Source organism: Neobacillus camarae, from assembly GCF_054950115.1.
Window position 1 is genome coordinate 545,370 of the sequence record NZ_JBUCKX010000004.1, and the last position, 20,599, is coordinate 565,968.

16 protein-coding genes are annotated in these 20,599 nt (G+C 43.2%); 10 read left to right on the forward strand and 6 right to left on the reverse strand.

The annotated features are described in order from the left end of the window. Positions 1 to 60: 60 nt before the first annotated feature. Complete coding sequence (locus tag ACY8D0_RS24045; protein ID WP_462412970.1) at positions 61 to 1,617, reverse strand: hypothetical protein; 1,557 nt, start codon at positions 1,615 to 1,617, stop codon at positions 61 to 63. Between the two features lie 216 nt (positions 1,618 to 1,833). On the opposite strand from ACY8D0_RS24045, the gene ACY8D0_RS24050 reads away from it, so the two are divergent. From ACY8D0_RS24050 to ACY8D0_RS24070, 5 genes are all read left to right on the forward strand, one after another. Beyond that, positions 1,834 to 2,694: an ABC transporter substrate-binding protein gene (locus ACY8D0_RS24050; protein WP_462412971.1), complete on the forward strand. Its 861-nt coding sequence runs from the start codon at positions 1,834 to 1,836 to the stop codon at positions 2,692 to 2,694. 315 nt (positions 2,695 to 3,009) lie between these two features. Next, positions 3,010 to 3,945: an alpha/beta hydrolase gene (locus tag ACY8D0_RS24055; protein ID WP_462412972.1), complete on the forward strand. Its 936-nt coding sequence runs from the start codon at positions 3,010 to 3,012 to the stop codon at positions 3,943 to 3,945. 42 nt (positions 3,946 to 3,987) lie between these two features. Further along, positions 3,988 to 4,542, forward strand: a complete 555-nt coding sequence (locus ACY8D0_RS24060; protein ID WP_462412973.1) for a glycerol-3-phosphate responsive antiterminator — start codon at positions 3,988 to 3,990, stop codon at positions 4,540 to 4,542. A gap of 40 nt (positions 4,543 to 4,582) precedes the next feature. After that, positions 4,583 to 6,073, forward strand: coding sequence for a glycerol kinase GlpK (gene glpK / locus ACY8D0_RS24065; protein ID WP_462412974.1), 1,491 nt, complete (start codon positions 4,583 to 4,585; stop codon positions 6,071 to 6,073). 647 nt (positions 6,074 to 6,720) lie between these two features. Beyond that, positions 6,721 to 8,379: a glycerol-3-phosphate dehydrogenase/oxidase gene (locus tag ACY8D0_RS24070; RefSeq protein WP_462412975.1), complete on the forward strand. Its 1,659-nt coding sequence runs from the start codon at positions 6,721 to 6,723 to the stop codon at positions 8,377 to 8,379. A gap of 117 nt (positions 8,380 to 8,496) precedes the next feature. Here ACY8D0_RS24070 and ACY8D0_RS24075 read toward each other — a convergent pair whose 3' ends face one another. Further along, positions 8,497 to 8,688 (reverse strand): hypothetical protein, encoded by a 192-nt coding sequence (locus ACY8D0_RS24075; RefSeq protein ID WP_462412976.1) that lies wholly within the window; start codon positions 8,686 to 8,688, stop codon positions 8,497 to 8,499. Positions 8,689 to 8,990: 302 nt separating this feature from the next. Continuing rightward, on the reverse strand, positions 8,991 to 9,716 hold the full coding sequence (locus ACY8D0_RS24080; RefSeq protein WP_462412977.1) for a MurR/RpiR family transcriptional regulator: 726 nt from the start codon (positions 9,714 to 9,716) through the stop codon (positions 8,991 to 8,993). 299 nt (positions 9,717 to 10,015) lie between these two features. On the opposite strand from ACY8D0_RS24080, the gene ACY8D0_RS24085 reads away from it, so the two are divergent. Beyond that, entirely contained in the window at positions 10,016 to 11,467 is a 1,452-nt protein-coding gene (locus tag ACY8D0_RS24085; protein WP_462412978.1) for a glycoside hydrolase family 1 protein, read from the forward strand. A gap of 352 nt (positions 11,468 to 11,819) precedes the next feature. Here ACY8D0_RS24085 and ACY8D0_RS24090 read toward each other — a convergent pair whose 3' ends face one another. The 3 genes from ACY8D0_RS24090 to ACY8D0_RS24100 form a co-directional block, all read right to left on the reverse strand. Further along, positions 11,820 to 13,799, reverse strand: a complete 1,980-nt coding sequence (locus tag ACY8D0_RS24090; protein WP_462412979.1) for an NAD(P)/FAD-dependent oxidoreductase — start codon at positions 13,797 to 13,799, stop codon at positions 11,820 to 11,822. 231 nt (positions 13,800 to 14,030) lie between these two features. Then, entirely contained in the window at positions 14,031 to 15,416 is a 1,386-nt protein-coding gene (gene hemG / locus ACY8D0_RS24095; RefSeq protein ID WP_462412980.1) for a protoporphyrinogen oxidase, read from the reverse strand. A gap of 108 nt (positions 15,417 to 15,524) precedes the next feature. After that, positions 15,525 to 16,574 (reverse strand): NAD(P)/FAD-dependent oxidoreductase, encoded by a 1,050-nt coding sequence (locus ACY8D0_RS24100; protein WP_462412981.1) that lies wholly within the window; start codon positions 16,572 to 16,574, stop codon positions 15,525 to 15,527. 140 nt (positions 16,575 to 16,714) lie between these two features. Between ACY8D0_RS24100 and ACY8D0_RS24105 the strand changes: the two genes are divergently transcribed. The 4 genes from ACY8D0_RS24105 to ACY8D0_RS24120 all read left to right on the forward strand — a co-directional run bounded on the left by ACY8D0_RS24105 (position 16,715) and on the right by ACY8D0_RS24120 (position 20,505). Beyond that, positions 16,715 to 17,560 carry an ABC transporter ATP-binding protein gene (locus ACY8D0_RS24105; RefSeq protein ID WP_462412982.1) on the forward strand — a complete coding sequence of 282 codons (846 nt, stop codon included), beginning with the start codon at positions 16,715 to 16,717 and terminating at the stop codon, positions 17,558 to 17,560. Next, positions 17,511 to 18,428, forward strand: coding sequence for an iron-hydroxamate ABC transporter substrate-binding protein (locus ACY8D0_RS24110; protein WP_462412983.1), 918 nt, complete (start codon positions 17,511 to 17,513; stop codon positions 18,426 to 18,428). Before ACY8D0_RS24105 ends, ACY8D0_RS24110 begins: the two co-directional genes overlap by 50 nt. A 65-nt stretch (positions 18,429 to 18,493) precedes the next feature. Then, entirely contained in the window at positions 18,494 to 19,501 is a 1,008-nt protein-coding gene (locus ACY8D0_RS24115; protein WP_462412984.1) for a FecCD family ABC transporter permease, read from the forward strand. Next, entirely contained in the window at positions 19,498 to 20,505 is a 1,008-nt protein-coding gene (locus ACY8D0_RS24120) for a FecCD family ABC transporter permease (protein ID WP_462412985.1), read from the forward strand. The genes ACY8D0_RS24115 and ACY8D0_RS24120 overlap by 4 nt, the downstream gene beginning before the upstream one ends. Positions 20,506 to 20,599 lie beyond the last annotated feature (94 nt).

Sequence of the window (20,599 nt, forward strand, 5' to 3'; positions counted from 1 at the left end):
ATAAAGGTATTTCTTCCGAGACAATAAAAAAGGATGCCAGTGCATCCGATTAAATTAGATTTATTCTGTGAGCCATTTGTAAATTTCTAGAATGGTTTTATCCATATTTCTTTGCCCAGTTAAATAAAACAATGGGGTTTGTGTTAAACTCAATTCCTTCATGATTTTTTTATAAAAGGCATGGGCAAATACCGTGGTATTAATAAAGACAGCATCGACTCTCTGTATCTTGGAAATATCTCTGTTCTTCTCACCAGCATTGATAAACTTTATGGTAGGGAGGATCTCTTTCAGTTTCAGCTGCCAATTCAAGGAGCCGCCGAATAATACTATATTTTTAGATTGAATAAACTCAACCATGTTAAATAAGGAAGGAGGATGGTCATCTTCCTCTTCTTCTCGATACACAAAATTCCGAAGGGCATGCACTTCTTCAGCAAAATCCTCCATATTCTCCAGTTGCTGTCCCAATTGACGGATTCTGGCGTTTGCCGCCCGTAAATCCTCTGTTAATCCTTCTATTTCTTTTTGCTGCCTTTTATAAGTAAATCGCCATTCCTGCTGCTTTCGTAGTAAATGGGCCTCCTGCTCGTTAATTCTTGCTTCTTTGGCACGGATCCTTAGGTAAAAATCTTCTTTTGACTGATCCAGATATAACGTTTTCGTTTCCAGATAAAGTGAACTAAGGCATTGTTGGTAAAGGCAGGTGATAAAAAACAAATCCTGCTCCTCTTTTGTCAGGCAATTATATTTTTGAGCATACAAGATCTCCATAAATACCCGATCCAAATCTTCTTTGGTAAAAGGGATTTGTTCGGTTGCATCCAACTCATGAATTCCCAATGTTTTGAGCCAGCCGCCTAGTGCTCCGATAAATTTAGTGGGAGAGACTTGAAACACGTGCTGCTCCACCCACTCCATATCACAATGAGGATTGGTTTCCTTCGTATTTTTAACATTAGAACTAATCATAAATTCTAAAAAAACACCCAACGAATCAAAACGTATATTTTGAGGTATTTTGTATTCCTCATAAAGCCTATCAATTTCGTCTCTATGATTCTCACATGCCGTCTTCGAGAACATGACTTCTTGCATTCTCATGTCATTCAGGGATGTGTATAATACTTTCTGAAAAGACTTCCAGGCAACACTTTTTGTATTGTAAAATCGATTTTCCCGAACGCAAAGATACCAAAGGACGATATTTTGGTAGATTAATTCTATTTCCTTTACCGGCTTGCTCTTTTGTCTTTTAGCGAAGTTTCGCATAAAATGTTCGAATTCAATTTGATGATGCTGCTGTAAATATTGAAAAACAAATTTGTATCCTTTTTTAATCAAGTAATCAACGTGGTGAAATTGTTGATTCTGGTTACTCCATTCAATGATTCCAGCCGCTTGACGGATTTTTTCCTCACTTTTGGTCGTGTACGTTGAAAATAAAGGATTTCCTTTCAAGCTGCTTCCTTGATATGCTTCGTAAAATTCCCACTCGTTTTTTCGATAACATTCCTCAATATAAGGATGTAAAAAGGAATGGCCGCCCAAAGCGATACTCAAAAATAGATGGGTTATTTCCTGTTCCTGTTGAGGAATTTCCATTTTGTATGACATGTATTTTCTCGCCTCAATAAGATTTAGTTAAGATTATTTCATCATGTTTACAATATTTAGTAAATAAATACGAGAGAATCGTCACATAAACTTAACAAAACTCAACGAAACTGAATGAAACTTGACGACACTAGTGATATAACGAATAGGTACAAAGCCAAACACCTTTTATACTTGATAGCGGTTAAATAATATTTTCATAAATGGGGGAACAACATGTTTAAAAATCGTTACTTGGCCATCCTGTTTGCTCTATTACTCCTGATGTTATCAGCTTGCGGTAATGCTAATATAAAGGATACAGCGAAAGATACAGCAGCGAAGGCGCCAACAGAAATGATCCTAGCCACCACTACAAGTACACAAGACAGCGGCTTACTTGATGTGCTGATCCCGATGTTTGAAAAACAAAACAACGTAAAAGTGAAAACCCTTGCAGTCGGAACGGGTGAAGCACTTGCTTTAGGACAAAAGGGAGCGGCAGACGTTATGCTTGTGCATGCTCCAAAATCAGAGCAGCCACTGATTGATAGCGGCGATGCCATTAACTACAAGCGAGTCATGTACAACGATTTCATTTTAAACGACCCTTCTGAAAATCCGGCCGGTGTGAGTGGTAATGACATTCAGGCGGCTTTCAAAAAACTGTCTGAAACGGGATCCGTTTTTGTATCTAGAGGCGACGATTCTGGCACGAACAAAAAAGAGCTAGATATCTGGACAAAGGTAAATGTGCAGCCTGCTGGTACATGGTATGTAAAGACCGGCCAGGGAATGGGACAAACCTTGCAAGTGGCAGCTGAGAAAAAAGGCTATGTTTTAACCGACCGCGCTACATGGCTTGCACAAGAGAAAAATTTGAACGGACTAAAAATTGTCGTTGAGGGTGGCAATGATTTAATGAACATTTATCACGTCATGCAGGTAAATCCTGATAAACACAAAGATGTCAAAATCAATAGCACCGATGCGAAGAAATTTGTCGAATTCATGGTAGACCATCAAACACAAGACGTCATTGCGAATTTCGGCAAAAAAGAATACGGCCAATCATTATTCTATAAGTATACAGAGTAAAAGGAAGACCCTTCATCAAAGGCTGACTGGTGTATAAAAAAAAACCCGAGACTCCTTCATAAGATTATCGGGTTTTTTCAATATAAGCTATTAGGTTTGAAGGATGGTGATTCTCCTTTGCATGTGAAGGTTTTCGTAGTTGATAGTTTCAAATATACCTCTTTTATTCTAAAGAAAAAATTTCGTAGAATAGGAGTGGTTGGCTCTTTAATATCTGCTGTTCTTTTTGTATTCTAAGGGAGAGGAAATTTTTAAAATGTAAGCGCTGTATTTTGCGAATCGCTTTAAAATATCAAACCAAAGGGAGATGTATCAATGGCAGGAGGATCCGGGTTTACGTTTCAATCAGACGATGGTACCGATATCTTTGCGAAAAAGTGGTCCTTGGAAAGCAAGAGCAAACCAAAAGCCATCGTTCAAATCTCACATGGCATGGCTGAACATATTGCCCGGTACGATTCTTTTGCAAACGCACTGGTCTCAGGGAATGTGTTTATATTTGGGAATGATCATCGCGGCCATGGGGAGACAGGGGAAAAGACAAACAGTATCGGATATTTTGCCGACGAAAACGGGTTTGCAAAAGTGGTTGAAGACATGCGGAAACTGACTGACATTATTGAAAAAGACTATCCGGATGTACCGATTTTTTTATTTGGCCATAGCATGGGATCCTTTTTAGCCAGACGATATATCCAATTGTACGGTGACCGGCTGTCCGGCGTCATTCTGTGCGGTACCGGCGGGGACCCCGGCTTGATGGGGAAAATCGGCAGAATGATTGCGGCGAGAGAGGGCAAAAAGAAGGGCCGGAAGACGCCCAGCCCCTTATTAAATAACCTGACCTTCGGAAATTACAATAAGGCTTTCCGTCCCAACAAGACCGAGTTTGATTGGCTGACGAGGGATGAAAAGGAGGTCGATCGATATATCGCGGACCCGTTATGCGGAGGCATTTTTACTGCCGGCTTTTTCTATGATTTTCTGGATGGGATTGGAACTATCAATATTCTAGAAAACATAAATAAGGTACCAGCCAGGCTTCCGATATTTCTGATCTCAGGAGACAAGGACCCTGTCGGAGGGAAGAATGGAAAAGGCGTCATCGAGACTGTGAAGCAATTTAAACAGGCCGGTGTACAGGATGTCACAGTAAAACTATATCCGGATGCCCGTCATGAATTACTAAACGAAATCAACAAAGAAGAGGTACAAAAGGATATAATGGATTGGGTAAATGCCCATCTGTGAGGCATGGAATTTGTGTAAACCAAGAAAGGGCTGCTAGTATTCATGAATCAAAAAATATTGCCTGCTTCGGGCAACATGAAGGAATTCGAACGATTTTTGCAAAGCCCCTATGAGATTGGTGTGTTTCTGGATATGCATATCGCACAATTAAAAAATATCCACTTGATGGCAAGACAAAATGACAAGAAAATGATTTATCACGTGGATTTAATCCGTGGAATGAAAAGTGATGAGTATGCCACGGAATATATTTGTCAGGAATATAAACCCTATGGGCTGATTTCAACCAAGGCTAACGTGATTCAAACGGCGAAACAAAAAGGAGTGCTGGCTATCCAACGCGTATTTCTGATTGACAGCCATGCCTTGGAAAAAAGCTATAAATTGATTGAGAAAACGCAGCCGGATTATATTGAAGTGCTGCCTGGCGCGATGCCGTGGATGATTATGGAGGTCAAAGAACGGGTACAAATCCCGATATTTGCGGGCGGATTAATTCGTTCAGTGGAAGAAGTTCTGGCAGCACTAGAGGCTGGTGCAGAGGCAATTACCACTTCAAAACGGGACTTATGGGACTATTTTGCAGATAAACGTTAAAATGATAAAATCAGTCATTCATATCGGGAGGGGCCAAAAAGTGGAAAAGTATATTCTATCTTTGGACCAGGGTACAACAAGTTCACGTGCAATCCTTTTTAATCAAAAAGGAGAAAGTGTTTTTAGCGCGCAAAAAGAATTCACGCAATATTTTCCAAAACCGGGCTGGGTCGAGCATAACGCGAATGAAATCTGGGGCTCGATCCTTTCGGTGATCTCCGAAGTGTTATCGGAAGCGGGGATCGTGCCTGAACAAATAGCGGGCATTGGGATCACGAACCAGCGGGAAACCGCAGTGGTTTGGGATAAGGAAACGGGTCAGCCGGTCTATAACGCGATTGTATGGCAATCCAGGCAAACGAGCGCCATTTGCGATGAATTAAAGGCAAGCGGTTATGATGATCTGTTCCACAAAAAAACGGGGCTTCTGATTGACCCTTATTTTTCAGGCACAAAGGTCAAATGGATTCTGGACAACGTTCCGGGGGCACGGGAAAAAGCGGAGCAAGGAAAGCTGTTGTTCGGCACCGTTGATACTTGGTTAATTTGGAAGCTTTCCGGCGGCCGAGCCCATGTGACCGATTATTCCAACGCATCGCGGACCTTGATGTTCAATATATATGAGCTCAAGTGGGACGATGAATTATTGGAAATCCTTGGCGTGCCCAAATCGATGCTCCCGGATGTTCGCCCTTCTTCGGAAGTTTATGCGAACACGGTGGATTATCATTTCTTTGGCAGGGAAGTGCCGATTGCCGGGGTTGCTGGGGACCAGCAGGCAGCCTTATTCGGCCAGGCTTGTTTTGAAGAGGGAATGGCCAAAAACACCTATGGTACGGGCTGCTTTATGTTAATGAATACTGGCGAGCAGGCAGTAGATTCCAAGCATGGTTTGCTAACCACGATAGCCTGGGGGATCAACGGCAAAGTGGAATATGCGCTTGAAGGCAGTATTTTCGTGGCTGGATCCGCGATTCAATGGCTGCGGGATGGTTTGAGGATGCTTAAGGATGCTAAGGATAGCGAGGGATATGCGGTAAAGGTCGAATCGACAGACGGCGTGTATGTAGTCCCTGCATTTGTTGGCCTGGGGACTCCTTATTGGGATAGTGATGTCCGCGGAGCCGTGTTTGGCTTAACGCGCGGTACATCGAAGGAACACTTTATCCGGGCTACGTTGGAATCGCTTGCCTATCAAACAAAAGATGTCCTGTCTGCAATGGAAGCTGATTCCGGTATTGAATTAAAAACTCTCCGCGTTGATGGGGGCGCAGTGAAAAATAACTTTTTAATGGATTTCCAGAGTGATATTTTGAACGTTCTGGTGGAGCGACCGGTTATTAATGAAACCACCGCTTTGGGCGCTGCTTATTTAGCGGGGCTTGCTGTTGGTTTCTGGAAAGACCAAGAGGAGATTTCTAAACAATGGAAAGTGGAGCGGCAATTCACACCAAAAATGCCTGAAGATACTCGCCATCAGTTATATAATGGCTGGAAAAAAGCGGTTCAAGCGGCCATCGCTTTCAAATAAAAACATAAACAATATGAATTATGTGATATAATCATAGCAAGTTAATAATTGTCAGGAGACCTGGAGAGACCACGAAACATTACTTATTACAGTAATGTCTTTTGTGGTCTCTTTTTTATTGTCCTTATGATTATTGGAATAGTCAGTGACCGTGAAGCAGAAAAAAAGGGGGGACGGTCAACGAGAAGGGGTGACTGTGCCCGTGATGCGGAAAAATGGTGGGTATTGGTAACAGAGAGAGGAGCACAAAAGTGCCTGAAAAAATAAATAGACAGGACGGTTATAAAGCCGACAATTAGGCCCAGGTTTTATAGCCATGAAACCGTCAGGAGGACAAGAATCATGAAACGGCCTGGTGTTTTGTCGTCATGAAGTGGCCATGCCATGAGTACAAAAGCGATGCGGGCAGCCTAGGATTTGTCTTCATGAAACCGTCATGAGGACAAAAACGATGAGAGCAGCCCAAGATTTGTCTCCATGAAGCCGTCATGAGGACAAAAGTGACGGGAACAGCCTAAGATTTGTCTTCATGGAAAAACCTTAAGGGCTTGGCCCTTGGCCGCCCTCGTCAGAAAGGACCTCATTCTATATCCAATAAAGTTTGTTAAGCATAAAATAAATGGCTCTTAATTCTAGGAGGAAAAACCATGAAATTTTCAAACTTATATCGTGATGAAATAGTGAAGCAACTTAAAGAAGATGATTATGATGTGCTGGTTATCGGCGGCGGAATCACCGGAGCGGGAATCGCCCTCGATGCCCAGACTAGAGGCATGAAGACAGCACTCGTGGAAATGCAAGACTTTGCCGCCGGCACCTCAAGCCGCTCAACCAAACTGGTCCATGGCGGGCTCCGTTACTTAAAACAATTTGAGGTTGGGATGGTCGCCGAAGTCGGGAAAGAGCGGGCGATTGTATACGAAAACGGCCCCCATGTCACCACCCCGGCATGGATGCTGCTGCCCCTGCATCAAGGCGGGACGTTCGGCAAATTTTCAACATCCATTGGTCTAAGAGTCTATGATTCTCTCGCCGGTGTTAAAAAATCAGAGCGCCGAACCATGTTGTCCGCAGAGGAAACACTGGCTAAAGAGCCGCTAATTAAAAAGATTGGGCTCAAGGGCGGCGGTTATTACGTCGAATATCGGACCGATGATGCCCGGTTAACGATTGAAGTCATGAAAGCTTCCGTTGAAAAAGGGGCAATCGCCCTCAACTATTCAAAAGTATTAAAGCTTATCTATAAAAATAGCAAAGTCGCCGGCGCCCTCGTACAGGACCTAATAACAGGAGCAGAATATGAAATCCGGGCTAAGAAAGTCGTCAATGCCACTGGACCATGGGTCGACCAAATCCGAGAAATGGATCGTTCAAAAAAAGGAAAAATACTGCAGCTTTCCAAAGGGGTCCACCTGGTCATTGACCAATCCCGTTTTCCTTTGAAACAAGCCGTTTATTTTGATACACCTGATGGCCGGATGGTGTTTGCCATTCCTAGGGACGGCAAAACCTATGTGGGCACGACTGATACCTTCTATAATGAAGATGCCGTTAATCCATATATGACTGTCAGCGATCGCAGCTACATTATCAAGGCAATTAACTACATGTTTCCGGTTGTGGAGATCAGTGAAAAGGATATCGAGTCCAGCTGGGCCGGCGTTCGCCCGCTGATTTATGAGGAAGGGAAAAGTGCTTCGGAAATTTCCCGGAAGGATGAAATTTGGGAATCCGACTCGGGCCTGATTACGATAGCCGGTGGAAAACTGACCGGGTACCGGAAAATGGCGGAAACCGTGGTCGACCTTTTAGCGGCCAAATTCCATAAGGAAGAAGAAAAAAGTTTTCCAGACTGCCAAACGAAACACCTGCCAATCTCAGGAGGGAATGTAGGTGGATCGGAGAATTATCCATCCTATATCTCTAAACATTATGGCAAAGGAATGGAAGCTGGACTATCGGAGGAAGAGGCACTAAGGCTAACAAGGATCTACGGCTCTAATTCTTATACTGTATTTGACCTGTTAGCCGCGAAAAAGGAAGGTGCAGAAAAGTATAATCTGCCTTTGGAGTTATTTGCCCGGCTTGTCTATGCGATAGAACATGAAATGGTGGCTACCCCGATTGATTTCTTGAATCGCAGGACAGGAGATCTTCTATTTAACATTGAAAACGTCCAAAAATGGGGAAGTCATGTCATTGCTTACATGGAGGATTGTTTCCATTGGCCGGAAGAAGACAGGAGTAAATATCTTTTAAACGTAGAAGATGCTTTGAAGGCTTGTACCACCCCTGTTGATGAATAAAGGGAAATCATGTAATGGACCATAACAAAACAAAGCAACGCACTGCGATGCGTTGCTTTTGCTTTGAAAAATACACCTATGAAATTATTATTGGGATAAAATGAGATGGCTTAGGGCCTAGACGTGTTGGTGGAATATTGATTGATTAGTGGTTTGGTGATTTTGAGGCGGGACCGACTCAGATCCTGCTAATCCCATATCTTCATCATCCGAGTAGGACTCAATGGCTTTATCTCGGCACTCCCAGCATTCAGCCCGATTCCTTTCCATTATCGCCAATTCCTGTCCACAAGAGATGCAAACTTCCATAATAAAAAACCTCCTTTGTTTTGGTAGATATATATAAATAGGTGTAAAACCTATTTAATCAATTCACTTGGCGAAAGGGTATAAACAACAAGGGTATTTTAGTGGTTCGCAGGGGTAAAAATAGAAGGTTAAGCTTACACAACTATATTATATCAAGCAAACATTAGGTGCGGATGTCGAAATATTGTCAATTTTGTGAAAAAATTTAAGACCTAAGAATTCGTTTGGCCAATTGAATTTTCTGCGTGGAAAATTAAGAAGGGGCTGTATAATTAGAAACCAGCCCGTTATTTTTAAGCGAGTTATTGCTGCAGTCTGTGTATTTCACGAGCCAAGGATTCAAGAATATAAACCACGGGAACTTGGGTGGTAATATTCGTATATTCAAAATATTCTTCCGTTACAAAATAAGGAATGTTGATATCGGAGATTTTGGCAATCGTTGAAAGTTTGTCATTCGTAATACTAATGATTCTACTTCCAATTTGTTTAAGCTGGTTCAGATGGGTGACGGTAAACTCATTTTCTCCCGACACAGATAAGGCGATGGTTACACTGTTGTGCCGGAGCTTGGAGTGAATCGGGAAAGAAAAATCTTTAATGTACATGGAAAACTTCCCTAGGCTGGAAAAGTAGCGGGCCCCATATTCAGCCAGGATGCCGGAACTGCCAATCCCAATGAAAATAACGCTATCCGCATGGGTAACCAACTCTGCAGCCTGTTTAATTTTCTCATCTAGATCGCCTTTTAAAGTCCTTTCAAAAAACTCCACGATTGAGTGTTGGGAACTTTTAACAGAAGTCTTCGGCTCTTTCTCCAAATACATCTTCAGCTTCACTTTAAATTCAGAAAAGCCCTCACAATCCAGTTTTCGGCAGAACCGCAGAATAGTCGCTGTCGAAACATGCGTCTCATCCGCCAGCTCCCGAATCCGCATATAAGCAACTTTATCTCCATTCTGGCAAATATAATTATAAATAGAAGTTTCCAACTCATTGAAAGAAGCAATGATGTCATTAGAAAACATATAAAATTCCCTTCTAGGGGGGGATTGTACCCCGTTCTATTAACGCGTTGCCTTGCTGGGGGACAGGCCCCCACTCCTTTAACGCGTTACTCTGTTGGGGACTTTCCCTACAGAGTGTATAAGCATATTGTAACATATAGTGTGTGAAACAAGGTGTTACAAATATGTAACAAGTGACGATTGAGGTTATTATAAACTAGATTACCTATGCTTATTTACTAAGCTGGGTATTCGGATTAAGATTAATGCGTGGTTTTAAATTTAGATGAATTATTAATAGATAACAGGAGGGAATCCCAATGAAACAAGGTCGTTTTCCTGAAGGGTTTTTATGGGGCGGTGCTACAGCTGCCAATCAATTAGAGGGTGCTTATAATGAAGGCGGCAAAGGGCTGTCGATTTTTGATATGGTTCAATTTGTGCCAAAGGAAGAGCGCGGGAATAATTTCTCGATGGATGTATATAGCGAAAAAGAATTAGAAGAATTATTAGCTGACAAAGGCGAAGGCAACTTCCCGAAACGCCGCGGTATTGATTTCTACCATCGCTATAAAGAAGATATTGCGTTGTTTGCGGAAATGGGCTTCAAAACCTTCCGTTTGTCCATCTCTTGGCCTCGGATTTTTCCAAACGGGGATGAATTGGAGCCAAATGAAGAAGGTTTAGCTTTCTACGATAAGGTATTTGATGAGTTACAAAAATATGGGATTGAACCGTTAGTAACGCTATCTCACTATGAAATCCCACTTCATTTAGTGCAAAAATATAACGGCTGGACTGACCGCCGCTTGGTAGATTTCTTTGTTCATTATGCTGAAACAGTATTCAAGCGTTATAAAGACAAAGTGAAATACTGGTTAACATTTAATGAAATCAATATTTCTACCCATTCACCATACATTGGTGCGGGGATCCTGGTTGACCGTGTGGAAAATAAAGAACAAGCGGTTTACCAAGCGCTGCATCACCAGTTTGTTGCCAGCTCAAGAGCTGTAAAGGCTTGCCATGAAATGATTCCTGGTGCTCAAATCGGCTGTATGTTGGCTCGTATGGAAGTATATCCGGAAACATGCAACCCAGATGATGTTTTAGCGGCATTGGAAGAAGACCAGAAGAACCTATTCTTTACCGATGTTCAAGTACGCGGCTATTATCCAAGCTATATGCTAAGCTATTTTGAGAAAAATAATATCCAAATCGACATGCTTCCTGGCGATGAAGAACTTCTTCTTCAGCATCCAGTAGATTTCTTATCCTTCAGCTACTACATGTCTATGGTTGCCAGCGGTGCGGATAAAGAAAAAGAAATTGGAAACTTCTTCATGGGAGTCAAAAACCCTTATTTAGAAGCATCGGATTGGGGCTGGCAAATTGACCCTAAAGGGCTTCGGATTACTTTGAAGAAAATGTATGACCGTTACCAAGTGCCATTATTTATCGTTGAAAATGGTTTAGGAGCATACGATAAAGTCGAGGAAGACGGCTCCATCAACGATGACTATCGGATTGACTATATGCGGGCCCATATTGATCAAATGGGTGAAGCTATTCAAGATGGAGTAGAAGTAATGGGCTACACAAGCTGGGGCTGTATTGATTTAATCAGTGCGAGCACTTCCGAAATGTCCAAACGTTACGGATTTATCTATGTCGATCAAGACGATTACGGCAACGGCACGCTGGAAAGAAGAAAGAAAAAATCCTTCGACTGGTACAAAAATGTCATCGCTACAAACGGGGATGAATTGTAATCCAGATATAAAAAATTCTCAACACAAACAAGGCACGAAACTCCTATCGAGGTTCGTGCCTTGTTTTTTGTATGTAATAATATAATGAAAAATCGTATGGCTGCGAGAGTAATTGTGGCTTATCCGAGAGAAAGCTTGTCCTATCCGAAGTTAATGCAGCTCATCCGACCGAGAATAATATGTTATCCGAGAGTAAATCTGCTTTATGCAAGAGTATTTACCGTTTATCCGAGAGTAATTCCAAGCTATCCGAGAGTAGATTAGACCAGTTTAAATTATTAAAAACCTTCCTCTTCGCAAAAAAGGTGTCCCTATGCATTCTGCTATAGGGACACCGGTATTAAAGAAAAAATCAGTTATACTGCAATTCGCGTTGCTTAGCTGGAACGGCATCAATGGATAGTGCTGCAAAGAATCCGGCACGGACAGCATTTCCAACCTTGCCGATATTGACAACATCGCCAATCCTGCGGGTCTTGCTAGGATATTTTACACTGATTGGGTTTGCAGTATCAGTGTTCGGCTTCATGCCAAAAGCGTTGATGATGGTATCTGCTTCAATAAATATCTCGCTGCCATCCGCTTTTTGGGCACGAACTCCATTTTCCTCAAAGGAGAGCACACGGTGCTCTGTTAATTGCTGCACTTGATATTTATCAAGCATCGGCATTAACGAAGCCGCATTTATAAAGAAGACCTCTGGTGCTAATGCGTCCTTCATTTCGACAATCGTTACTTTTTTGTCTTCCATCGCAAGCTCCAATGCCAAGTCGCAGCCGGTTAATCCGCCGCCGGCAATCACGATGTGCTCACCCTTGACAGATTCGCGTTGCAAGTGGGCGTCGATCGCTCCGATAGTATTCTCACGGATTCCAGGAATCGGAGGAATAATTGGAACAGCGCCAGTTCCGATAAAGATTTGGTCACATGCTTCCAGCACCGGATCGTCCGCGGATACAAGGGTGTTCAGGTTTACGGTCACACCAAGTTTAGCCAACTGGGTTTCATACCAGCCGATTAGTTCGCGAAGCTTGTTTTTGAATGGAGGTGTTGCCGCGCTCGCAAGCTGGCCGCCTAAAACAGATTCTTTTTCAAATAACGTAACAGTATGGCCTTCTAATGCAGCCACCCTGGCAGCCTCCATTCCAGCAGGGCCTCCACCAATCACGACGATTTGTTTTGGAGAGGTGGTTTTTTCAATCGCAAACCGTTTTTCATTACATGCTTGGATATTCACTGCGCAGCTTAGTTTTGTCAATCGGCCGGCAATTCTTCCGATACACTCCTCATTACAGCGGATGCATGGACGTACATCCTCGCGAAGGCCCGCCAATAATTTGTTTGGAAGATCCGGGTCGGCAATCAACGGACGGCCAAACATCGCAAAATCAGCGTTCCCTGATTCAACTAAGCGCAAGGCGGTTTCCGGAGTGTGATTTCCTGAATTTAAAAGCGGAATGCTGACAGCTTGGCGGGCTGGTTCGCAAACGTAATCCATACACGCATCGCCTAAATAAGCTGGCGGGAAAATATAATCAATCGTTTCATATGAACCAGCATCGATATCGAGTGCATCCACACCGGCGGCTTCAAGAATTTTTAAAATTTCCATGCTTTCTTCAATCGTTCTGCCGCCATTAAAACGGTGGTCGCAGGAAATCCTGAATAGAATTGGCATGTCTGGTCCGACTGCACCGCGGATGGATTGGACAATTTCCACAGGGAAACGCATCCGTTTTTCTAATGTGCCGCCATATTCATCTTCACGCTTATTCCAAATCGGTGACATAAACTGGTCGATTAAATAACCGGCATGTCCGTGAATTTCGATGGCATCAAAACCAGCTGCTTTAACCCGTTTGGCTGAGTCGGCAAATTGAGCCATAATCTTTTGAATGTCCTCCACAGTTAGTGGGCGGCAAAGCACATCCGGATTAAAGGTGGATGGAATGGCCGAAGCTGATACTGGCGGTTCGCCGTACATATTAGGGAAAGCGTTTCTACCTGTTCCGCAGCTGATTTGCGCCACAAGCTTAGTCCCATATCTTTGGACCGCTTCACATATATCGGTTAATAAGGGGATGACATAGTCTTTTTCTAAAATTCCTTCTAGTGAGCCTTGGGCTAAGTCCTCGGTTAGGAATTGGCAGCCCATGATGATCATGCCGGCACCGCCGCGGGCACGAGTTTCAAAATAGTCAATTTCGTCTTCAGAAATTCTGCCGTCAGGTGATGCTGAGTTGGTCCCCATCGGAGACATGACAATTCTGTTTTTCACTTCCATTTTTCCAATTTTATAAGGAGTAAAAAGCTTATCATAATTTAGTGACATGATACTAAGCCTCCATTTGTATTATTTGTTTTCACATTAATAATGTTAGCAATCTGATAATGGAAGGCTGTATGACAATTGTCACTCAAATATGTCAATTCATAAAATGTTCACTATTTCACAATGTAAATAGGTTTTTCGATGTAATCGTCAACTGGGGTTTCAAATAAAAAAATCATGCCCGAAACAAGCCAAAATTACTGGTTTGGCTATTCGGGCATGACAGGTACATTACTGTAACATTTGAATAATCTTCTTTGCTGAAATAATCCCGTTTTCGATACAATTCGGAATACCCACACCGTAATAGGAACTACCCGCAAGGACAATTCCTGGGTAGGAAACGGCCATCTTGCTTTCAAGTGCTTCCACACTTTTCGGATGGGTAATCAAATAATTCGGCATCTGATTGGTCCACTTGGTTATTTCACTAACAACAGGCTGGGCGTTTAGCCCAAAGCTTTTATGAATATCTTCAAGCGCAGCCCCAAGCAATTCCTGGTGATTCATCTCTTTCAGCTTCGCAAAGGCTGGGTGGCTGCTTTTATAAAACAGTCTGACCAGCAGGTTTCCGGAACGGGAGGTATGCTCCCACTTCCTGCTCGTCCATGTGCAGGCGTTGCACGACAATTCATCCGTATTGGCGGTAATGAAGCCCGTCCCGTCAGCTGGAAGGATGCTGTCTGGAACGTCAAAACCAAGGTACACACTAATCAGCGAACTGTTTTTCAATCCGGAAAATTCAGTTTGAAGCTCCGAATCATCAAGTAAGCCTTCCGTAGATGTATGCGGGATGCTAAGGATGATAGTATCCGCTTCTATCACATCGTGATTGCTAAGATATACTTGATAATTTTTATCGGTTTTCAGTATTTTATTTACTTTCGTGTTTTTAAAAATTTCCGCTTCATCCAGTTTTTCCTCAAATGCCTCAATCAAAGAATCTAAGCCATTTTTAAAAGAGAGAAATTTTCTTTCCCCGCCTTTGAATCTTTGTTTATTCTCTTCCAGCCCTTTGATGATGCTGCCGTACTGGTTCTTGTAATCAAGCAAATACGGAAGGGTGGAGGCTATGGTCAAGTCATGCAAATTTCCTGAATAGACGCCGGAAAGCACAGGAGCAATTTGCTTTTCAACAATTTCCTTCCCTAGAAAATGCTCAAGAAACGCACCAATGGAATCGTTTTTGGTAAACGTTTCATTTTTCGTATAAAAATCCTTCAGCGCGGCAACTTTTCCTTCCGCTGAAATCAGGGTGCTCGAAACTAAGGATTCTATGCTTGCCGGAATTCCAAAGACTGCATCCTCAGGGATCGGCTTCAATTCTCCGTCAATGTATATAAAAGAACGGCCAGTTGCATTGTAGACTACTTCGTTTTGTAAACCTAGTTCTTCAATCAAAGGTGAGGACTCCATTTTTCGGGCCACAATCGAGTCCGCACCTGCTTCCATAACAAAGCCTTTTTGTTTGACGGTACGGATTTTCCCACCTAATTTATGAGATGCTTCTATGAGAACCAGGCGGATATCCGCACCAGTTGTCTTCTTCCATTTTTGTAATTCATAAAGGGCGGATAAACCCGTAATCCCCCCGCCAATGACCACTGCTGTTTTCACTTCTGCCACCTCTATTGCAAACCATATGATATGTCTTTTACAGTGTACCATACCGAGGGGAAATGATGTGCATGCACGGTGAACACGAATAAAGACAAGGGGAGGGCACTATTTTACCATTTGAAAAAGAATCTCCTTGTTCCGATTGATAAAGGCATCGTTATGAGAGGAGACCATTGCTGCCTGCTCTGCTTGCGGTTCAATAAATTGCTTCGCTTTGTTCACTGCATTTGCGGCATCCTGGAACGCCCCGGCAATCAAGTTCAATTTTCCTTCGTGCTTAAGTATATCTCCAGCGGCAAATAGGCCAGGAATCGAGGTTTCACTCATCGGGGTGCCGCTTATATAAAAGTTGTCGATTCGCTCAACATTCAACTTACTGTGATCAAGAAGGGAGGTATCTTGGTCAAATCCATGGTTAATGAGAACTTCATCAACGTCTAGAAAAATGGGCTCCCCATTCAGACCATTCGTGATTTCAACCCGTTCAATGATTTGATAATTTTTACAAGCAATCAGGTTCGTAATGGAGGAGTTGAGAATACACTCCACAGAACTGCTTAACAACTGGCTAACTTGGGACTCATGTCCCTGAAGGGCACCTCTTCTGTGAACAAGATAGACTTTTTTGGCCACGGGTTCCAGGAGATTGGCCCAATCAATGGCGGCGTTTCCACCTCCAGAAATCAGGACCGTTTTATCTTTAAACCGTTTAACCGAAGGAACGGTATAGTTCAAGTTGGTGATTTCATAGCGGTCGGCCCCCTCAAGATTCAGTTTTTGGGGTTTGAGAATCCCGCTCCCGATGGCCATAATCACGGTTTTGGAATAATGATAATAACCAGACTCAGCCTCTAACAGAAATAAGCCTTTATCATCTTTGGAAATATTGACTACTTTTTCTCCTAAAACCACTTCCGGCTGGAACGTTAATCCCTGTTCCTTTAGCTGCTCCATTAGTTGAAGTCCTGTGGTTGGCCCTAAGCCTCCGACGTCCCAAATGACTTTTTCGGGGTATACATGAATCTTGCCGCCAAGGTCGGGCTGGGCTTCGATTATTTTCGTTTTCATTTCACGGAGCCCTGCATAAAACGCAGAGTAAAGCCCCGCAGGCCCGCCTCCGATAATGGTTACATCGAATACTTCGATTTGTGACATGTTTATCAACACCACCAAAGTTTAGTTTTTATATTTTTTCATAAAATATGATTGACGGTTTTATTAAAACATTTTATAGTGTCATTATAAACGACAATGATAATCATTATCAATTAAAATTTAAAAATGGAGGCAACGTAATGGTCCGGTTGTATACCTCTCATTTGGAAGTGGGTTATGGGGAAAAAACAATCGTGAAAGACTTGTCGGTTGAAATTCCTGACCAAAAAATTACCATCATCATTGGCCCAAACGGATGCGGCAAATCAACCCTGTTAAAAGCGATCTCGCGAATCATTTCCCACCAATCCGGATCCATCATCCTTGACGGGGAAAGCATCACCAAGGAAGACACCAAGAGTTTGGCGAAAAAAATGGCCATCCTTCCGCAAACTCCGGAAAGCGCAGCGGGGCTTTCGGTAGGGGAATTGGTTTCCTACGGGCGGTTTCCTTATCAAAGAGGATTCGGGAGACTGACCAAAAAGGATTTGGATGTGATTAACTGGGCAATGGATGTGACGGGAACAACCGACTACAAATACCAAGCGGTTGATTCTCTATCGGGAGGCCAGCGCCAGCGGGTCTGGATTGCCTTGGCTTTGGCACAGGAGACCGATATGATTTTCCTAGATGAGCCAACTACCTACTTGGACATGGCTCATCAACTCGAAATCCTCGAACTTTTGCACCATCTAAATCAGGAACAGCAAAGAACCATCATTATGGTTCTTCATGATTTGAACCAAGCCGCAAGATTTGCCGACCATCTCATCGCCATGAAAGATGGAAATATCATAAAGACCGGGTCTGGAGAAGAAGTGATTAACCGGGAAGTGTTAAAACATGTGTTTCAAGTGGATGCCGTGATTGGAAAGGATCCGCGCACCCAAAAGCCAATGTGCATCACCTATAATTTACTTAAGGGAGAAGATGAAAATGAAGAAGTCCGTCCTGTCTATCCTGCTTATTCTGGTGCTCATACTTAGTGCCTGTGGAGGAGCAAATCAATCGGAAGGGTCAAAAGACAATAAGAAAACAGCAGGAACTGATACCATTACATACCAATCAGAGACCGGTCCAGTGGAAGTGCCCGCCAATCCCAAACGAGTGATTGTTCTATCCTCTTTTGCAGGTAACGTGCTGTCACTTGGGGTAAATATCGTCGGGGTTGATTCGTGGTCAAAAATGAACCCGGAATTTAAACAGCTAAAAGATGTTGAAGAAGTAACCGATGAAAACCTTGAGAAAATCATTGAATTAAATCCTGACTTGATTATCGGACTATCTACCATTAAAAACGTAGATAAATTAAAGGAAATTGCTCCAACGGTTACCTTTACGTACGGAAAACTGGATTACCTCAATCAACATATTGAGATTGGAAAACTGCTAAATAAAGAAGATGAAGCGAAGAAATGGGTAGAACAGTTTAAAAAGGACGCTGCTGCTGCAGGGGAAGACATAAAAGCGAAGATTGGTGAGGACGCGACCGTGTCTGTCATAGAAAACTTTGACAAGCAGCTATATGTTTTTGGGGATAACTGGGCGCGGGGAACCGAAATCCTCTACCAGGAAATGAAACTGAATATGCCTGAAAAAGTGAAAGCCGACGCGCTTAAACCAGGATATTATGCCATCTCGCCTGAGGTTTTATCAGACTATGCCGGGGACTATATCATTTTTAGTAAAAATGCCGATAACGACACTTCCTTCCAACAAACCGAAACGTATAAGAATATCCCTGCTGTAAAGAACAAGCATGTATTTGAAGCCAATGCGAAGGCATTCTACTTCAATGACCCGATTTCATTGGAGTATCAATTGGAATTCTTTAAGAAATCATTTTTAGACTAATAAATACTGGCAGGAGGAATTCCCGGTGAATTCCTCTTCTTGCTAATCGGAAAGATGTGATGCCTATGGTGACACAAAAAAATGCCATTTCACTGATATATAAATTCATCCTTGGACTGATTATATTAATTGGTGCGTTTTTGGCAGCGATGAAATTGGGTGCGGCAGAAACCAGTGTGCAAGAAGTTTGGCTGGCGATTGCTTCCAATGAAAAAACAGATACGATTACGATGATCCGGGAAATTCGCCTGCCAAGGGAGGTTGCCGCCATCTTTGTTGGTGCGGCGCTTTCTGTTGCAGGAGCTATCATGCAGGGAATGACCCGTAATCCGCTCGCAGATCCAGGCCTGTTGGGACTAACAGCAGGTGCCAATGCAGCCTTGGCATTTGTAATGGCCTTGATTCCTTCAGCCGGATATTTAGCCATAACGATTGCGTGTTTTATTGGAGCAGCAGTGGGAGTGATTCTGGTCTTTGGCATTGGGACGATGAAAAAAGGCGGTTTTTCTCCATTAAGGATTGTGCTTGCCGGTGCAGCTGTTACTGCCTTTTTGAATGCCATTGCGCAAGGCACCGGTTTATATTTCAAAATCTCTAAAGATGTATCCATGTGGACAGCCGGAGGACTTATGGGCACCTCGTGGGACCAGGTGAAAATCATTATTCCGTTTATTGTGGCCGGCATCCTCATATCTCTTTATCTTTCCCGACAGCTGACAATCTTGAGTTTAAGCGAAGAGGTTGCAGTAGGATTAGGGCAGAAAACGACCCAAATCAAATTCATCCTGTTTGTCATGATTGTTCTGCTTGCAGGAGCTTCCGTGGCCCTGGTCGGAAATATGGCTTTTCTTGGCCTGATGGTTCCACATATTGTCCGAATGATCGTCGGGACGGATTATCGTTTTGTCCTGCCCATGTCGGCAATCATTGGGGCTGCCTTTATGCTCGCCGCCGATACAATTGGGAGGACCATCAATGCGCCTTATGAAACTTCTGTTTATGCAATTGTTTCCATGATTGGTCTGCCTTTCTTTCTTTTCATCGTCCATAGAGGGGGGAAGACCATTTCATGATTCATCCATCTATCCTCAGAAAACAAAAAATCATTCTGTGTTTACTAGCCATACTCATCTTAGGAACTATCGTGGTAAGCCTTGGTCTGGGATACTCGTCCGTTTCCTATAATCGGATTCTCCCCGCAATCCTTGGCAATGGTACGTTTAAAGAGGAATTTGTGTTGTTTTCCATCCGGCTGCCGCGGATTGTCGTTACACTGCTTGCCGGGATTGCGCTGGCGGTTTCTGGCTCCATCCTGCAAACGTTGACGCGAAATGACCTGGCCGACCCAGGTATCATTGGGATTAATTCCGGGGCAGGTGTAGGGATTGCTGTCTTCTTTTTATATTTTCCGATTGATGCTGCCTCATTTGCTTACTTACTTCCAGCCGTTGGGTTCGTAGGTGCCTTGGTCACGGCATTGCTTATTTATCTGTTTTCTTATAAAAAGGGCCTGGGTTTTCAACCGGTTCGGTTAATCTTGGTTGGTATTGGGTTTTCGATGGCTCTGTCAGGAGCAATGATTGTCCTTATTTCATCGGCCGAACAGCAAAAGGTGGACTTTATCGCTAGGTGGCTTGCAGGGAATATCTGGGGAACGGATTGGCCGTTCATCTGGGCGATCTTGCCATGGCTGGTAATCCTGATTCCCTATACGCTTTATAAAGCAAACCGGCTCAACCTTCTTAATCTAAATGACCCGATTGCAATAGGCATGGGCTTATCGATAGAGAAAGAACGGATGGTTCTTTTGCTGGCCGCTGTCGGTCTAGCTGCATCGGCAGTTTCCGTAACGGGAGGAATCGCATTTATCGGATTAATGGCACCCCACATTGCTAAAGCATTAATTGGTCCGAGGCATCAGTTATATCTTCCGATTGCCGTTCTAATCGGAGGCTGGCTGCTCGTGTTTGCTGATACGATTGGAAGAAATCTCCTTGAACCGGATGGCATTCCCGCCGGAATCATGACTGCTTTGATTGGGGCTCCGTATTTTATTTATTTATTGCTGAAAAAATAGCAGGAGAGAACTGGTGCGGGCGATGCCATTCTCCTCCTTTTTTTTTGTTAAAACTATTAAATAAAATTGAAGCATCTGTCTAAATTGGTAAATG

Excerpts from the sequence above, each read along its gene's own strand:
- ACY8D0_RS24045 (WP_462412970.1), bottom strand. The coding sequence starts at position 1,617 with ATGTCATACAAAATGGAAATTCCTCAACAGGAACAGGAAATAACCCAT.
- ACY8D0_RS24070 (WP_462412975.1), top strand. The coding sequence starts at position 6,721 with ATGAAATTTTCAAACTTATATCGTGATGAAATAGTGAAGCAACTTAAA.
- ACY8D0_RS24105 (WP_462412982.1), top strand. The coding sequence starts at position 16,715 with ATGGTCCGGTTGTATACCTCTCATTTGGAAGTGGGTTATGGGGAAAAA.
- ACY8D0_RS24085 (WP_462412978.1), top strand. The coding sequence starts at position 10,016 with ATGAAACAAGGTCGTTTTCCTGAAGGGTTTTTATGGGGCGGTGCTACA.
- ACY8D0_RS24075 (WP_462412976.1), bottom strand. The coding sequence starts at position 8,688 with ATGGAAGTTTGCATCTCTTGTGGACAGGAATTGGCGATAATGGAAAGG.
- ACY8D0_RS24100 (WP_462412981.1), bottom strand. The coding sequence starts at position 16,574 with ATGTCACAAATCGAAGTATTCGATGTAACCATTATCGGAGGCGGGCCT.
- ACY8D0_RS24080 (WP_462412977.1), bottom strand. The coding sequence starts at position 9,716 with ATGTTTTCTAATGACATCATTGCTTCTTTCAATGAGTTGGAAACTTCT.
- ACY8D0_RS24055 (WP_462412972.1), top strand. The coding sequence starts at position 3,010 with ATGGCAGGAGGATCCGGGTTTACGTTTCAATCAGACGATGGTACCGAT.
- ACY8D0_RS24090 (WP_462412979.1), bottom strand. The coding sequence starts at position 13,799 with ATGTCACTAAATTATGATAAGCTTTTTACTCCTTATAAAATTGGAAAA.
- ACY8D0_RS24060 (WP_462412973.1), top strand. The coding sequence starts at position 3,988 with ATGAATCAAAAAATATTGCCTGCTTCGGGCAACATGAAGGAATTCGAA.
- ACY8D0_RS24120 (WP_462412985.1), top strand. The coding sequence starts at position 19,498 with ATGATTCATCCATCTATCCTCAGAAAACAAAAAATCATTCTGTGTTTA.
- ACY8D0_RS24115 (WP_462412984.1), top strand. The coding sequence starts at position 18,494 with ATGGTGACACAAAAAAATGCCATTTCACTGATATATAAATTCATCCTT.
- ACY8D0_RS24050 (WP_462412971.1), top strand. The coding sequence starts at position 1,834 with ATGTTTAAAAATCGTTACTTGGCCATCCTGTTTGCTCTATTACTCCTG.
- ACY8D0_RS24110 (WP_462412983.1), top strand. The coding sequence starts at position 17,511 with ATGAAGAAGTCCGTCCTGTCTATCCTGCTTATTCTGGTGCTCATACTT.